Raw genomic sequence first — 14,941 nt, forward strand, 5'->3', positions numbered from 1 at the left:
GTACCGTGCACGCTGCGCCGTGGGGCCATCGTACTTTTGAGTAACCCGGGTGTGCGCGGCGCGGACGCAGAATTTCACGGACCGGACGGCTGCGGTAGCCGCAGATTCGTCGGCCCATGCCGCATAGCGGTGCGTTTTACCGGTAATCGTCCTCATCCTGTGTGATGACACGGGCCTGTTCGGCCGCATCCGCCTCGTTCGCGGTGCCGCGGTCGACGCCGCTGAGGGGTTCGTCGTGCTCCGGCAGGACGGGGGCCTGCTGTTCGGCGCTGTCGGCTTCCGGGGCTTCCGGGTCCGGTTCGTCCGGCTGGGGGTCCTCGAAGGTCTCCGGGTCGCTCGGGTCGACCGTCATGATGGCTCCCTTCCTTCCCTTGCAGCCTAGGAGCAACCCCGCAGGGGCGCTATGCGGCCTGTGACCGCGAACACATGAACCACCGCGTGATCGTCTCGTAACATTGCCGCATGTCTTCGACCGAGCTGCCCGGTATCCAGGCCGCCGCCGCCGCCGCGGTGGCTCCCACGGTCAGTGCCGTCAGGGTCGCCGAGGGGGAGAAGCTGCGTTCCGTCGCGCTGCCCGGCCTCACCCTGAGCGTCCGCTCCCGTCCGGCGGAGACGGCGGCACCGGCCCCCGCCCTCTTCGTGCACGGACTGGGCGGCTCCTCCCAGAACTGGTCGGCCCTGATGCCGCTGCTGGCGGACACCCTCGACAGCGAGGCGGTCGACCTGCCCGGCTTCGGGGACTCCCCGCCGCCGGACGACGGCAACTACTCGGTCACCGGACACGCCCGGGCGGTGATCCGGCTGCTCGACGCCGGCCGGCGCGGGCCCGTCCACCTTTTCGGTAACTCCCTGGGTGGCGCCGTCGCCACCCGGGTCGCGGCCGTCCGGCCCGATCTGGTGCGCACCCTCACGCTGATCTCCCCGGCCCTGCCCGAGATCCGGGTCCAGCGGCCGGCCGTGCCGACCGCCCTGCTCGCACTCCCGGGCGTCGCATCCCTGTTCGCCCGGCTCACCCATGACTGGACCGCCGAACAGCGCACCCGCGGTGCCATGGCACTCTGTTACGGCGATCCGGCACGAATCTCCGACGAAGCCTTCCGTCACGCGGTGGCCGAGATGGAGCGACGGCTGGAGCTGCCGTACTTCTGGGACGCCATGACGCGCTCGGCACGGGGCATCGTCGATGCCTACACGCTGGGAGGACAGCACGGGCTGTGGCGCCAGGCCGAGCGGGTGCTCGCACCGACCCTGCTGGTGTACGGCGGACGGGACCAGCTCGTCTCGTACCGGATGGCACGCAGGGCGTCCGCGGCCTTCCGCGACTCGCGCCTGCTGACACTGCCCGACGCCGGGCACGTGGCGATGATGGAGTACCCGGAGACGATCGCCCAGGCTTTCCGGGAACTGCTCGACGAACGTGGTGGGAGCTGATCCGGGGCGTGGGACGACACAGCCGAAAAGGCCCCGAGGCCAGAGAGCGCGAGACCGGGGCCGCGGCCGGAGCCGGTGCGGAGCGCGGTACCGGCAGGCGCGGGCGGGATTCCGCCACGCCGCCCCCGCGGGAGGCGCACGGCCCCTTCCGCGACGCTCCGCAGGTGCGGGGCGGACACCCCGAGCAGCGTGAGCCCGGCGGTGGCTGGGGGACCGCGCCGCAGCCGCCGCACGACAGCCGGCGGGATCCGGCGGGTCCGGGGGGCCAGGACGTCTTCCGCGCCCGGCAGGCCGCCATGGCCAGGCAGCAGGCGGCCCAGCAGGAGGCGGAGCGCCGTACCCCAGGGCCGCGGTCCGGCGGCGCCGCTCTGATACCGGGCCCGCGCAGGGAGTTCCTGGAAGCGTTCGACACGACGGCTTCGCACCCCGCGCCGCCGGTCCCGCCCGAGGACACGACCCCGGCCTCTCCCGAGCCGGACGGGGCCGACGGAGGCCAGGGCGACGGGCGCACGCGTGCGCCGAAGGGCGGCAAGGGCCGCACCTTCACCGGGATCGCGGCCGCCGCCGTGACCACGGTCCTCGCTGTCGTGGTGGCCGGGCAGGTGGCACAGGACCCCGGGAGCACGGGCGACGGTCCGCAGCCCTCCGGCGTCGACCGGCAGGACTCGGAGGACGCCTCCCGCTCGGTGGACCGCCCCACCCCCCGGATGCAGCGGCAGGAGGTCAAGACCCTCTCGTACGCGCAGAAGATGGCCACCGCCTTCCCGCTGGCAGCGGACCTGAAGGGCTCCGGGTCGTTCGAGGCGGTCGCTGGGCTGGCGAAGGCGCCCGGCAAGGGGCGCATGTACCGGTACCGGATCGACGTCGAGAAGGGACTCGGCCTCGACACCGGGCTGTTCGCCGAAGCCGTGCAGAAGACGCTGAACGACGACCGCAGCTGGGCGCACAACGGTGCCATGACCTTCGAGCGGATCTCCTCCGGCGAACCCGATTTCGTGATCACCCTCGCGAGTCCGGGGACCACCGGGGTCTGGTGCGAGAAGTCCGGCCTGGACACCACGGAGGACAACGTCTCCTGCGACTCGGCCGCCACGGACCGCGTGATGATCAACGCGTACCGGTGGGCGCAGGGGGCCTCGACCTTCGGCAAGGACAAGCTCCTGGCCTACCGTCAGATGCTGATCAACCACGAGGTCGGCCACCGGCTGGGACACAACCATGTGAGCTGCCGCACTCCGGGAGCCCTGGCGCCCGTGATGCAGCAGCAGACCAAGACCCTGGACATCGACGGCATCAAGTGTCGGCCCAACCCCTGGGTCCATCCCGGAAGTTGACCGGTGAGGGAGGCGCCCTGTCCGCAATGTGGGACGGGCGTCTCACTGCGCGTTGACATCGGGGGAGGGGTCGTTCATATTTCTCCGCATGTCACGCAGCCCCGCATCCTCCGAGCGCGCCGCCCTTGAGCTGGCGCTCCTCGGCGTGGCCGGGCACTGCGTAGCCGACATTCTCTGTCGCTGACGCCTGCTCGAGCGCGCGTCGGCCTCCCCGACGAGCCCCTTCCGGGCTCCTCGGGCCGTTTCTCCGCCGCGCCCGGGCGTACTCCGTCCGCAGGCGCGGCATTTCGGTATCCGGTTCCCCTCCCCGCACCGGGGCGGGACCGGCTGCGTCCGTGCGGACCTGCTCCCTCCTCCCCGCCGCAGCACACCGAGAGGTCATCTTCCGATGAGTCAGCCGTCCGTCATATCGCGCCGCGTGGCAACCACCGCCGCCGTCAGTCTCGCCCTGGTCGCCGGCCTCGCGGCCTGCGCCGGGCCCAAGGACGACGGGGAGAGCGGCGGCGGGTCCGGCGCCTCGGGCAAGCCGCAGAAGGGGGGCACCCTCACGGTCCTCAACAGCAACCCGCAGGAGGACTTCGACCCGGCGCGGCTCTACACCTCCGGCGGCGGCAACGTCCCCTCCCTCGTCTTCCGCACGCTCACCACCCGCAACCGTGAGAACGGCGCGGCCGGCGCCGAGGTCGTCCCCGACCTCGCCACCGACCTGGGCACGCCCAGCAAGAACGCCACCGTCTGGACGTACACCCTGAAGGACGGGCTGAAGTACGAGGACGGCACCGCGATCACCAGCGCGGACATCAAGTACGGCATCGAGCGGTCCTTCGCCGCCGAACTCTCCGGCGGCGCGCCCTACCTGCGCGACTGGCTGATCGGCGGGGCCGACTACCAGGGCCCGTACAAGGACAAGAAGGGCCTCGACTCGATCGAGGTGCCGGACGACAAGACCATCGTCTTCCACCTGAACAAGCCCGAGGGCGAGTTCCCCTACCTCGCCACCCAGACCCAGACGACCCCGGTGCCCCAGGCCAAGGACACGGGCACCAAGTACGAGGAGCACCCGGTCTCCTCGGGCCCGTACAAGGTCGTGTCGAACGAGAACGACGGTGAGCGGCTCGTCCTGGAGCGCAATCCGCACTGGTCCGCCGCCACGGACGAGGAGCGCAAGGCCTACCCGGACAGGATCGACGTCCGCTCCGGCCTGGACTCCGCCGTCATCAACCAGCGTCTCTCCGCCTCCCAGGGCGCCGACGCGGCCGCCGTCACCACCGACACCAACCTCGGCCCGGCCGAGCTCGCCAAGGTGTCGGGTGACAAGAAGCTCGCCGCCCGCGTCGGCACCGGCCGCTTCGGCTACACGAACTACATCGCCTTCAACCCGAAGGTGAAGCCGTTCGACGACCCGAAGGTGCGGCAGGCGATCTCCTACGCCGTCGACCGCTCCTCGGTGATCAACGCGGCGGGCGGCTCGTCCCTGGCCGAGCCGGCCACCACCTACCTGCCGAACCAGAAGTCCTTCGGCTACACGGCCTACGACCACTTCCCGGCGGGCGAGACCGGCAACGCGGCGAAGGCCAAGGAGCTGCTGAAGGAGGCCGGTCACCCGAACGGCCTGAAGGTCACCCTCACGCACTCCAACGACAAGGACTTCGAGACCAGCCCGGAGATCGCCACGGCTCTCCAGGCCGCCCTCAAGAAGGCGGGCATCACCGTCGAGCTGAAGGGGCTGGAGGGCAACGACTACTCCGACACCATCCACAGCGCGTCCAAGGAGCCGGGCTTCTTCCTCGCCCACTGGGGTGCCGACTGGCCCTCGGGCGGCCCGTTCCTCGCGCCGATCTTCGACGGACGGCAGATCGTGAAGGACGGTGCCAACTTCAACACCGGCTTCCTGAACGACGCCTCGGTCAACAAGGAGATCGACGAGATCAACAAGCTCACCGACCTGGACGCCGCCGCCCGGCGCTGGGGCGCCCTCGACAAGAAGATCGGTGAGCAGGCGCTGACCGTGCCGCTCTTCCACCCGGTCTACAAGCGGCTCTTCGGCCAGGACGTCAAGAACGTCGTCATCAGCGACTGGACCGGCGTTCTCGACATCTCCCAGGCCGCGGTCAAGTAGTCATGTCGGAAGCACTTCTGGTCCAGGAGGCGGGAGCGGCGCCGGTCGCCGCCCCCGCCTCGGGGGCCCGGCAGTTCTGGCGGCGGCTGCGCGCACAGCGCGCGGCCGCCGTCGCGGCGGTCGTGGTCCTCCTGCTCCTCCTGACCGCGATCGGAGCGCCGCTGTTCGCCGCGCTCGCGGGACAGGACCCCCAGACCTACCACCCCGACCTCGTCGACTCGGCGGCCGGCGGGGTCCCCATCGGCTCCTTCGGGGGCATCAGCGCGGACCACTGGCTGGGCGTCGAACCCCAGACGGGCCGCGACCTCTTCGCCCGCGTCGTGTACGGGGCCCGGGTCTCGCTCGGCGTCGCCGTCGCGGCCACCGTCCTCCAGGTCACCATCGGCGTGATCGTGGGGCTGGCGGCAGCCCTCGGCAGCCGCTGGGTCGACCAGGTCCTCAGCCGGATCACCGACATCAACGTCGCCCTGCCGCTCATGGTCATCGCCCTGGGGCTGCTCGCGATCGTGCCGCCCTCCTTCCCCCGGCCCGTGCTGATCGCCCTGGTCATCGGCGGCATCAACTGGGCCGGCACGTCCAAGATCGTCCGGGCCCAGGCGCTCGCCCTGAAGTCCCTCGACTTCGTCTCCGCCGCGCAGCTGGCCGGACGCGGACGCTGGAGCATCGCCCGGCGGGAACTGCTGCCCTCGCTCGCCGCGCCCGTCATCACCTACGCCGCGCTGCTCTTCCCCGTCAACATCACGGTGGAGGCCGCCCTGTCCTTCCTCGGGGTCGGCATCAAACCGCCCACCCCGTCCTGGGGGCAGATGCTCACGGAGGCCGACACCTGGTACCAGTCGGCCCCCACCTACCTCCTGATCCCCGCCGGGCTGCTCTTCGTGACCGTGCTCGCCCTGACCGTCCTCGGTGAAGGCGTCCGCACGGCACTCGACCCGCGGGCCGCCTCCCGGTTGCGGATCGGCACCGGGCGCGAGAAGCGCGCGGAACGCACGAAGGAGCAGACGTCGTGACCGGGTTCCTCCTGCGGCGGCTCGGCGGCGCCGTCTTCGTCCTCCTCTCCCTGACCGTCATCCTGTACGCGGTCTTCTACGTGGCCCCCGGCGACGTCGCCCAGATCGCCTGCGGTCCGCGCTGCTCACCCGCCCAGGTCGCCCAGGTCACCGAGCAGCTCCGGCTCGACGACCCGGTGTACACGCAGTACTGGCATTTCCTCCAGGGCATCGTCGCCGGGCGGGACTTCTCCACCGGCACGGGCACGGACCACTGCCCCGCGCCCTGCCTCGGGGTGTCCTACCAGAGCGACCAGCAGGTCACGCGGCTGATCCTGACCAAGCTGCCGGTCACCGGCTCGCTCGTCATCGGGGCGTTCGTCCTGTGGATCCTGCTCGGCGTCGGTACGGGCGTGCTGTCCGCCTGGCGGCGGGGCCGGATCACCGAGCGGGTCCTCACCTGGCTCACCCTGGCCGGGACGGCCACGCCCGTCTTCGTCATCGGGCTGCTGCTCATCATCGTCTTCTGCTCCACACTCCAGTGGCTGCCGTCGCCGACGTACGTGCCGTTCACCGAGGACCCCGAGCAGTGGGCCTGGGGTCTCCTGCTGCCCTGGGTCTCCCTGGCGCTCATCGAGTCCGCCAAGTACGCGCGGCTGACCAGGAGCTCCATGCTGGAGACGCTTGCCGAGGACCACGTGCGCACCTTCCGCGCGTACGGCGTCGGCGAACGCGCCGTCATCGGGCGGCACGCCCTGCGCGGCGCCCTCGCCCCGGTGATCGCGCTCAGCGCGCTCGACGTCGGCTCCATGTTCGGCGGCGCGGTCCTCACCGAGTCCCTCTTCGGGATCCCGGGCATCGGGCGCGAACTGGTCCACGCCGTCAAGGTCGTCGACCTGCCCGTGGTCGTCGGCATGGTGCTGGTGACCGGTTTCTTCGTGGTGCTCGCCAATGCCGTCGCGGACATGCTGTACGCGCTGGCCGACCGACGGGTGGTCCTGTCATGACAACACCGCTGGTCCAGGTCGAGGACCTCACCGTCGACTTCGGCGACGTCCGGGCCGTGGACGGGCTCTCCTTCACGCTGGAGGCGGGCGCGGCCCTCGGCGTCGTCGGCGAGTCCGGCTCCGGCAAGAGCGCGTCGGCGTCCGCCCTGCTCGGACTCCACCGGGGCACGGGAGCCCGGGTCACCGGCACCGTCCGGGTCGCCGGCACCGACGTGGGCGCCGCGGACGAGGCAGGGCTGCGGGCCCTGCGGGGGGCGAAGGCGGCGATGGTCTTCCAGGACCCGCTGTCCTCGCTCGACCCGTACTACGCGGTCGGCGACCAGATCGCCGAGGTGTACCGGGTGCACAACTCCGTCTCCCGCCGGGCGGCGCGGGCCAGGGCCGTCGAGGTCCTGGACCGGGTCGGCATCCCGGACGCGGCGCGCCGCGCCCGGTCCCGGCCGCACGAGTTCTCCGGGGGGATGCGGCAGCGGGCCCTCATCGCGATGGCCCTGGCCTGCGAGCCCCGGCTCATCGTGGCGGACGAGCCGACCACCGCCCTCGACGTCACCGTGCAGGCCCAGATCCTGGACCTGCTGCACGACCTGCGCCGCGAGACGGGCATGGGCCTGCTGCTGGTCACCCACGACGTGGGCGTCGCCGCGGAGAGCGTGGACGACATCCTGGTGATGCGGCACGGCCGCGCGGTGGAGCGGGGCCCGGTCGCCGAGGTGCTGGGCGCGCCCCGGGAGCCGTACACCCGCGAGCTCCTGGCGTCGGTACCCCGGATCGACGAGAAGCGGGCCCACGTCCCGGGCCCGAGGACGGCGTCCCCGGACGCCGTGCCGCTCCTCGAAGCCGTCGGCCTCCGGCGTGAGTTCGGCCGGGGCGCCGGCCGGGTCACCGCGGTGGACGGGGTCTCGCTCACCGTCCACGCCGGGGAGACGCTCGGCATCGTGGGGGAGAGCGGCAGCGGCAAGACGACCCTCGGGCGCATGCTCGTACGGCTGCTCGACCCGACGGACGGCGGGCTCCGGTACGGGGGACGGGAGATCGGCTCGCTGCCGGAGCGGGAGATCCGTCCGTTCCGCCGGGAGCTCCAGATGGTCTTCCAGGATCCCGTCGCCTCGCTCAACCCGCGCCGCTCGATCGGTGAGTCCGTGGCGGATCCGCTCCGCGCGGCGGGGGAGACCGACGAGTCCCGGATCCGGGACCGGGTGCGCGAACTGCTGGAGCGGGTCGGGCTCGACGCCGGGCGGTACGAGCGCCATCCGCACGAGTTCAGCGGCGGGCAGCGCCAGCGGATCGGCATCGCGCGTGCGCTCGCCGCCGAGCCCCGGCTGATCGTCTGCGACGAGCCGGTCTCCGCGCTCGACGTCACGACCCAGGCCCAGGTGATCTCCCTGCTCGCGGAGCTCCAGCGGGAGCTGGGCATCGGGCTCGTCTTCATCGCCCACGACCTGGCCGTCGTACGGCAGGTCAGTGACCGCGTGGCGGTGATGCGGCAGGGCCGCATCGTCGAGCAGGGCGCCGTCGACGAGGTCTACGGATCGCCCCGCGACCCGTACACGAAGCAGCTCCTGGCAGCGGTACCCGCCCTCGATCCGGCGCGTGCCGCGGAACGCCGGGCGACCCGCGCGGAGCTGGCCGCAGCCTGACGCAGCGTCACTGAAGCCCCGCAGTTCGCAACAGAACGCGACTGGAGCGGGAAAGTTACGCCGGTTCACCCCTTTCGGTGGTGCGACGGACAACCGTCCGTCGCACCACCTCTGTATCCGCATACGGTCGTCCCGCTGTGAGTCGCCGATCAACGGCGGCTGCCCACAAGGGAGATCGGGGGTGTGCTCGTGCGGATCGGACTCCTCACGGACGGTGGTTATCCGTATGCGACCGGTGAGTCCAGACTCTGGTGCGACCGCCTGGTGCGCGGTCTGCCCCAGCACGAGTTCGACCTCTTCGCGCTCAGCCGCTCCGCCGACCAGGAACAACAGGGCTGGGTCCGGCTCCCCGACCGGATCGGGCGGGTGCGTACGGCGCCGATGTGGACACACGGGGAGGACGCCCGGCACCCCGGCCGCCCCAGAGGCGTCACCGGCAGACTCGCCACCGGCCTCGGGCGCGCGTACGGGCGCCGGGACAGGCGGCGCTTCACGGCGCATGTGACGGCGCTCGTCGGGGCGGTCCGCGCGGGTACGGAGACCGGGGCGGAATCCGACGGCGCGGACGTCGCGGCGGCGTCCGGCCTCTTCACGGACGGCCTCTACGGCCTCGCCGAACTGGCCCGGGAGGGGGGCGGGCTGCGGACGGCCCTGCGCTCCGAGACGACCGTACGCATCGTGGAGTCGGCCTGCCGCGCTCCGGGGACGGGGAGGACGGTCCACAGCGCGACCGTGCCCGACTACCTCGCCTTCGCGACGGAGCTGGAGCGCGCCCTGCGCCCCCTCTCCCTCGACTGGTACGACGAGGACGCGCTCGGCGAGGTCGACCTCTGCCATGCCGCCTCCGGCGGCGCGGCGGCCCTCCCGGGACTGCTGGCCAAACGCTTCTTCGGCGTACCGCTGCTGGTCACGGAGCACGGGGTGCCGCTGCGGGCCCACTACCTCACGGCGCCCGAAGCGGCGCCCGGCGCGCCCGTGCGCGCCCTGCTGGCCAACTTCCACGGGCTGCTCGCCTCCGAGGTGTACCGGCAGGCCGCGCTCATCACCCCCGGCAACACCCATGTGCGCCGCTGGCAGGAGCGGTTCGGTGCCGACCGCGGCAAGCTCCGCACGGTCTACCCGGGCATGGAGGCGGAGCGCTTCCGGGCCGTGGGCGATGCCGACGACGGGGGCGGACCCGGCACGCTCGTGTGGATCGGACGGATCGAACCCTCCAAGGACCTGATCGCCCTGCTCCACGCGTTCGCCGAGGTGCGCAGGGCCGAACCGGGCGCCAGGCTGCGGATCTTCGGCGCTCCGGTCCAGGAGGGCGAGGGCGGGACCTACCTGGCCCACTGCAGGGCCCTCGCCGCCCAGCTCTTCCCCGACGAGGCCGCCGACGCCCATGCCGAGGGCGGCACCCCGGTCACCTTCGAGGAGATCGGCGGCCCCGAGGTGCCCGACCTCGCCGAGGCCTACGCCGCCGGCGGAGTCGTCGTGCTCTCCAGCGTCGTCGAGGGCTTTCCCATCAGCCTGGTGGAAGCGATGTTCTGCGGCCGGGCCACCGTCTCGACGGACGTGGGAGCCGTGGTCGAGGTCGTCGGCGGTACCGGACTGGTGGTGCCCCCGCGCAATCCACGGGCGCTCGCCGACGCCTGCGTCGCGCTCCTGCGCGACCCCGAGCGCCGTGCGCGCCTGGGCGCGGCAGCGCGTGCCAGGGCACTCGAACTCTTCACCGTCGAGCAGAACCTCACGGCGTTCCGAGGGATCTACCTGGACCTGGTGGGGCACGCCCCCGCCCGGTGGGCCTCCCCGGCCGGCTCCCGGGACCACACCGGCCCGCCGCGCCCCTTCGCCACACCCCCGGAGGCCCATGTGCGGGGAGCCCTGCTCCCGGAGCCGGTCTCCGCGGGTGTCCGTGCGCCCCGGGTGCCGAGCTGGGCCGTCGGCGCGGAGGGCGTGTGCGCGGGCGCACGCGGTGCGGGGGACGGCGATGCGTGACGAGACGAGCGGCCACGACCACGGAGGAGCCCCGATGGGCAGACCGACGGACCCCCCGGCCCCGGACGCCGGGGGAGGGGTGACGGGCGAGGGACAGGGGGCGGTCCGTTCCGCCGTCCGGGCGCCCGAGATCGCCTACCACCCGGCCCGCGGACCCGCGGTCCGGCGCGGAACCGCGGACCCCGTCAAGGTGCTCATGCACCGGCACCGGGACCTCTGCGAGCACGCCGTCGACCCGCTGGAGATCGCCGCGGGTCTGGAGGCCCACGGGCTCACCGACCGGACCGCCGCGCGCTACCGGCACCGCGACGTCTTCTCGCTCGCCGAGGAGCTCTACGCCCGCGTGCCCGGCGCGGGCAGGCACGCCCCCCGCGCCCCGCGGCCGGGGCCGTACCCGGGCAGCGGCACACGGGCCGGATGGACGCTCTCCGCGCTGCTGCCCGGGGCCGCCTGTCTGGCGACCGCCGGGACGCTCAGGGCCACCGAGGGGGTGCTCGGCGGTGAGGCCCGGTTCGCGGTGACCGCCGTCGGCGCGCTGCTCGTCCTCCTCGGACTCCGTCTCTGTCTGCGCGGGGGCCCGCTGCGCGTGCCGGACGGCACCGGGGGAGTCGCGCTGTACGTCTGCTGGCTCCTCGGCTACGCCGTGTACGGCGAGGACCTGCTGGCCCAGGTCGTCAGCGGCGGCCCCGACGGTCACTGGACCGCCGCCCCCGCCCCGCTGCTCGGGCTGGCGCTCGCCCTGGCACCCGCGGCCTGGTGCGCCCATCTGTTCACCGGGCACGCGCGCCACCGGCTGGCCGGCTCCCACGCCCTGTCGGAGTTCGGCGCCGGTGTGCGCCCCCTGCTCTTCGGCGTCCTCGCGCTCTTCCTCTGCGCACTGACCGCCCTGCTGTACCTCGCCGACCTCGGCCACCCCGGCCCGGGGAGCAGCCCGGTGGGCCCGGCCGCTCTCGGCGCCCTGCTCCTCCTGGCCCGGCTGCTGGCCGTCCACGGCTTCCCGGAACCCGCGGCCACCGGACTCGCCGCGGCCTGCGCCGTCGAAGTGGCGGCCCCCTTCCTGGTCCTGGCCGGGCGGCTGCCCGGCCTCGACCTCCTCGCCCGGCCGGTCGACGCCGTCGTCGCCTCGGCCGGCCCCGGCGGCGTACAGGTCCTCGCCTGCGGCCTCGCCGCGTTCGGGCTCCTGATCCACGCATCGGTCACGCTCACCCGGGCGTCCGCCCATGCCTCGGCCTGAGGCCCGCTCCACCCCGCGGAGCCGACGCCGCGGGTTTCCCGTACCGCACACACCTTCCTCAAGGAGACACCGGACATGACCCCCCAATCCCCCGCACCGGCAGCGTGCCGTCGGCACCGAGGGGGTGCGCGATGAGGGTTCTGCTGCTCGGAGCCAACGGATTCCTCGGCCGCTTCGTCGCCGACCGCCTGCTCGCCGACCCCGCGGTGCACCTCACGGCCCTCGGCCGAGGCGACGACGCCGACGTGCGCTTCGACCTCGCGGGCGGCAGCCCCGGAGCGCTCACCCGCTTCCTGGACGCCGTCCACCCCGGGGTCGTCGTCAACTGCGCGGGCGCCACCCGCGGCGGTGCCCGGGACCTGACGCGCCACAACACCGTCGCCGTGGCCACCGTCTGCGAGGCCATGCGCCGCAGCGGGTGCAGCGCACGGCTCGTCCAGGTCGGCTGCGCCTCCGAGTACGGGCCCTCGCAGCCCGGCTCGTCCACCGCCGAGGACGCGGTGCCCCGCCCCGGCGGTCCGTACGGCGTCAGCAAGCTCGCCGCCACGGAACTGGTGCTCGGCTCCGGGCTGGACGCGGTCGTGCTCCGGGTCTTCTCGCCGGTGGGCCCCGGAACCCCGGCCGGCTCCCCGCTCGGCCGGCTCGCCGAGACGATGCGCCGCGCCATGCAGACCGGCGACCCCGAGCTCAAGCTCAGCGGCCTCGGGGTGCAGCGCGACTTCGTCGACGTACGCGACGTGGCGCGCGCCGTGCACGCGGCCTCGCTCTCCGCCGCCCAGGGAGTCGTCAACATCGGCACCGGCCGGGCCGTCCGGCTGCGCGACGCGGCGGCGGTCCTCGCCAGGGTCGCCGGATACGCGGGCGCGCTCCACGAGCTCGACACACCCCCCGCCCGGCTCCCCATCGGTGCCCCCCGCGCCTCCACCGAGTCCGTCGTGGAGCACCTCGCGGCGACCCCCTCCCCCTATCCCGACGGCTGCGGTGCCTGGCAGCAGGCCGATGTGCGCACCGCACGGGACCGGCTCGGCTGGCGGCCCAGGATCAATCTGGAGGAGTCCCTCGCCGACATCTGGATGGAGGCGGCGTGCCGTATCTGACCAGTACCGGATCCACCCTGCGGACCGGCTCGGCGGAACAGCTCGGCGTCGGTGTGCCCGGGTACGCCCATCCGCTGCTGGCGCCCGCCGAATGGGCCGGGCTCAACCGGCCCGGCACCCCGCTCCACTGGGCGGTCCTCAACATCGACAACGGGCCGGGTGCCCGGCCCGACCCGCACTGCCTGGAGGCGGCCGGGCGTCTGCGCAACGCCCGCGAGCGGGCTCTGCACGGGGAGGTGCCGGGCGACACCGTCCGGGCCGCGGGGGGAAGGCTGCTCGGCCACATCGACCTGGCCTTCGGCAGCCGCCCCTTCGGCGAGCTGGTCGCCGACGCCCGGTCCTACCTCGACTGGTACCGCGTCGGCGGCTTCTACCTGGACCGCTGCCCGGCCGAGCGCGACGGCCTCCCGGCCGTCCGCCGGCTGACCAGCACCCTCGCCGCCCTGCTGTCCGACAGCGACAGCGCGGACGAGGAGGGCGGGCGGCTGGTCCTGGGCCACGGCACCCACCCGCATCCGGGCTACGCCGAGGCCGCCGACCAACTGGTCACCTTCCGGGGCGCCTGGACCGACTACCGCTGGTCGCAGGTGGCCGAGTGGACCGCCTCGTACCCACCGGGCCGCTTCGCCCACTTCGTCCACGGGGTCCCGCGCACCCACCTGGAGGAGGCCATGCGCATCGCCCGCTGGCAGGGCGCGGGCACGATCTTCTTCACGGACCGGGACGGTACGAAGGGGCAAACCGACCCATTCGCGGCACCGCCCAGCTACTGGGACGAATTCGTCTCGCGGATCGGACCCGGTATCTCGGAATGAGGAGCGGCGTGGCAGTGTTACGGGAGAACAACCGTACGTAGATGAAGTACGTAGAAACCGACCACCTGCATTGTTGAGGTTCCTGTGTCGCTGCCACCCCTGGTCGAGCCAGCTGCTGAGCTCACCGTCGATGAGGTCCGCAGGTACTCCCGCCATCTGATCATCCCGGATGTCGGGATGGACGGACAGAAGCGGCTGAAGAACGCGAAGGTGCTCTGTGTGGGCGCCGGCGGCCTCGGCTCGCCGGCCCTGATGTACCTGGCCGCGGCCGGTGTCGGCACGCTCGGCATCGTCGAGTTCGACGAGGTCGACGAGTCGAACCTGCAGCGCCAGATCATCCACAGCCAGGCCGACATCGGCAAGTCCAAGGCCCAGTCGGCCAAGGAGACCGTGCAGGGGATCAACCCCCTGGTGAACGTGGTCCTTCACGAGGAGCGGCTCGAAGCCGAGAACGTGATGGGCATCTTCGCCGACTACGACCTGATCGTGGACGGCACGGACAACTTCGCCACCCGCTACCTGGTCAACGACGCCGCGGTCCTGCTGAACAAGCCGTACGTCTGGGGCTCGATCTACCGTTTCGACGGCCAGGCGTCCGTCTTCTGGTCCGAGCACGGTCCCTGCTACCGCTGCCTCTACCCGGAGCCGCCGCCCCCCGGCATGGTCCCGTCCTGCGCCGAGGGCGGTGTCCTCGGCGTGCTCTGCGCGTCCGTCGGCTCCATCCAGGTCAACGAGGCCATCAAGCTGCTCGCCGGTATCGGTGACCCGCTGGTCGGCCGTCTGATGATCTACGACGCGCTGGAGATGCAGTACCGCCAGGTCAAGGTCCGCAAGGACCCCGACTGCGCGGTCTGCGGCGAGAACCCCACCGTCACCGAGCTCATCGACTACGAGGCCTTCTGCGGCGTCGTGTCCGAGGAGGCCCAGGAGGCGGCGGCCGGTTCCACGATCACTCCCAAGCAGCTCAAGGAGTGGATCGACGGCGACGAGAAGATCGAGATCATCGACGTCCGCGAGCCGAACGAGTACGAGATCGTCGCGATCCCGGGCTCCCGGCTGGTCCCGAAGAACGAGTTCCTGATGGGCAACGCCCTCCAGGACCTTCCGCAGGACAGGCGCATCGTCCTGAACTGCAAGACCGGCGTCCGCAGTGCCGAGGTCCTCGCGGTCCTCAAGTCGGCGGGCTTCGCCGACGCGGTGCACGTCGGCGGCGGCGTCATCGGCTGGGTCAACCAGATCGAGCCGGAGAAGCCGGTCTACTAGACCCGCGGAACGACGTACGAAGGGGCCGGCTCCGG

Annotated in this window: 13 protein-coding genes; 12 read left to right on the top strand and 1 reads right to left on the bottom strand. The window is 72.6% G+C overall.

Annotated features, from left to right (window positions below; all coding sequences use genetic code 11):
• Positions 1 to 136 precede the first annotated feature (136 nt).
• Positions 137 to 352, bottom strand: coding sequence for a hypothetical protein (locus OG488_RS24830; protein ID WP_329232592.1), 216 nt, complete (start codon positions 350 to 352; stop codon positions 137 to 139).
• A 110-nt stretch (positions 353 to 462) separates the two neighbouring features.
• On the opposite strand from OG488_RS24830, the gene OG488_RS24835 reads away from it, so the two are divergent.
• From OG488_RS24835 to moeZ, 12 genes are all read left to right on the top strand, one after another.
• Entirely contained in the window at positions 463 to 1,431 is a 969-nt protein-coding gene (locus OG488_RS24835) for an alpha/beta fold hydrolase (protein ID WP_329232594.1), read from the top strand.
• A gap of 8 nt (positions 1,432 to 1,439) precedes the next feature.
• Entirely contained in the window at positions 1,440 to 2,765 is a 1,326-nt protein-coding gene (locus tag OG488_RS24840; protein WP_329232596.1) for a DUF3152 domain-containing protein, read from the top strand.
• Positions 2,766 to 2,853: 88 nt separating this feature from the next.
• The gene (locus tag OG488_RS24845) at positions 2,854 to 2,949 is read left to right on the top strand and encodes an Ms4533A family Cys-rich leader peptide (protein WP_315985674.1); all 96 of its coding nucleotides are present in this window, start codon (positions 2,854 to 2,856) and stop codon (positions 2,947 to 2,949) included.
• Positions 2,950 to 3,153: 204 nt separating this feature from the next.
• Positions 3,154 to 4,884 (top strand): ABC transporter substrate-binding protein, encoded by a 1,731-nt coding sequence (locus OG488_RS24850; protein WP_329232597.1) that lies wholly within the window; start codon positions 3,154 to 3,156, stop codon positions 4,882 to 4,884.
• Between the two features lie 2 nt (positions 4,885 to 4,886).
• Positions 4,887 to 5,894 (top strand): ABC transporter permease, encoded by a 1,008-nt coding sequence (locus OG488_RS24855; protein ID WP_329232599.1) that lies wholly within the window; start codon positions 4,887 to 4,889, stop codon positions 5,892 to 5,894.
• The gene (locus OG488_RS24860) at positions 5,891 to 6,880 is read left to right on the top strand and encodes an ABC transporter permease (RefSeq protein ID WP_329232601.1); all 990 of its coding nucleotides are present in this window, start codon (positions 5,891 to 5,893) and stop codon (positions 6,878 to 6,880) included. The genes OG488_RS24855 and OG488_RS24860 overlap by 4 nt, the downstream gene beginning before the upstream one ends.
• Positions 6,877 to 8,517 (top strand): ABC transporter ATP-binding protein, encoded by a 1,641-nt coding sequence (locus OG488_RS24865; RefSeq protein WP_329232603.1) that lies wholly within the window; start codon positions 6,877 to 6,879, stop codon positions 8,515 to 8,517. Before OG488_RS24860 ends, OG488_RS24865 begins: the two co-directional genes overlap by 4 nt.
• Before the next feature lie 189 nt (positions 8,518 to 8,706).
• Positions 8,707 to 10,497, top strand: coding sequence for a DUF3492 domain-containing protein (locus OG488_RS24870; protein ID WP_329238978.1), 1,791 nt, complete (start codon positions 8,707 to 8,709; stop codon positions 10,495 to 10,497).
• 34 nt (positions 10,498 to 10,531) lie between these two features.
• A complete protein-coding gene (locus OG488_RS24875; protein WP_329232605.1) occupies positions 10,532 to 11,731 on the top strand; it encodes a hypothetical protein in 1,200 nt (399 codons plus the stop codon).
• A gap of 131 nt (positions 11,732 to 11,862) precedes the next feature.
• Complete coding sequence (locus tag OG488_RS24880) at positions 11,863 to 12,828, top strand: NAD-dependent epimerase/dehydratase family protein (RefSeq protein WP_329232606.1); 966 nt, start codon at positions 11,863 to 11,865, stop codon at positions 12,826 to 12,828.
• Positions 12,816 to 13,643, top strand: coding sequence for a spherulation-specific family 4 protein (locus OG488_RS24885; protein WP_329232609.1), 828 nt, complete (start codon positions 12,816 to 12,818; stop codon positions 13,641 to 13,643). The genes OG488_RS24880 and OG488_RS24885 overlap by 13 nt, the downstream gene beginning before the upstream one ends.
• An 84-nt stretch (positions 13,644 to 13,727) precedes the next feature.
• Entirely contained in the window at positions 13,728 to 14,906 is a 1,179-nt protein-coding gene (gene moeZ, locus OG488_RS24890) for an adenylyltransferase/sulfurtransferase MoeZ (protein ID WP_329232611.1), read from the top strand.
• Positions 14,907 to 14,941 lie beyond the last annotated feature (35 nt).

The organism is Streptomyces sp. NBC_01460, from assembly GCF_036227405.1.
Lineage (GTDB): Bacteria > Actinomycetota > Actinomycetes > Streptomycetales > Streptomycetaceae > Streptomyces.

Bases quoted from the DNA above. Each gene is read 5' to 3' on its own strand.
- OG488_RS24830 (WP_329232592.1), bottom strand. From the start codon at position 352: ATGACGGTCGACCCGAGCGACCCGGAGACCTTCGAGGACCCCCAGCCG.
- OG488_RS24835 (WP_329232594.1), top strand. From the start codon at position 463: ATGTCTTCGACCGAGCTGCCCGGTATCCAGGCCGCCGCCGCCGCCGCG.
- OG488_RS24845 (WP_315985674.1), top strand. From the start codon at position 2,854: ATGTCACGCAGCCCCGCATCCTCCGAGCGCGCCGCCCTTGAGCTGGCG.
- OG488_RS24850 (WP_329232597.1), top strand. From the start codon at position 3,154: ATGAGTCAGCCGTCCGTCATATCGCGCCGCGTGGCAACCACCGCCGCC.
- OG488_RS24855 (WP_329232599.1), top strand. From the start codon at position 4,887: ATGTCGGAAGCACTTCTGGTCCAGGAGGCGGGAGCGGCGCCGGTCGCC.
- OG488_RS24865 (WP_329232603.1), top strand. From the start codon at position 6,877: ATGACAACACCGCTGGTCCAGGTCGAGGACCTCACCGTCGACTTCGGC.
- OG488_RS24875 (WP_329232605.1), top strand. From the start codon at position 10,532: ATGGGCAGACCGACGGACCCCCCGGCCCCGGACGCCGGGGGAGGGGTG.
- OG488_RS24880 (WP_329232606.1), top strand. From the start codon at position 11,863: ATGAGGGTTCTGCTGCTCGGAGCCAACGGATTCCTCGGCCGCTTCGTC.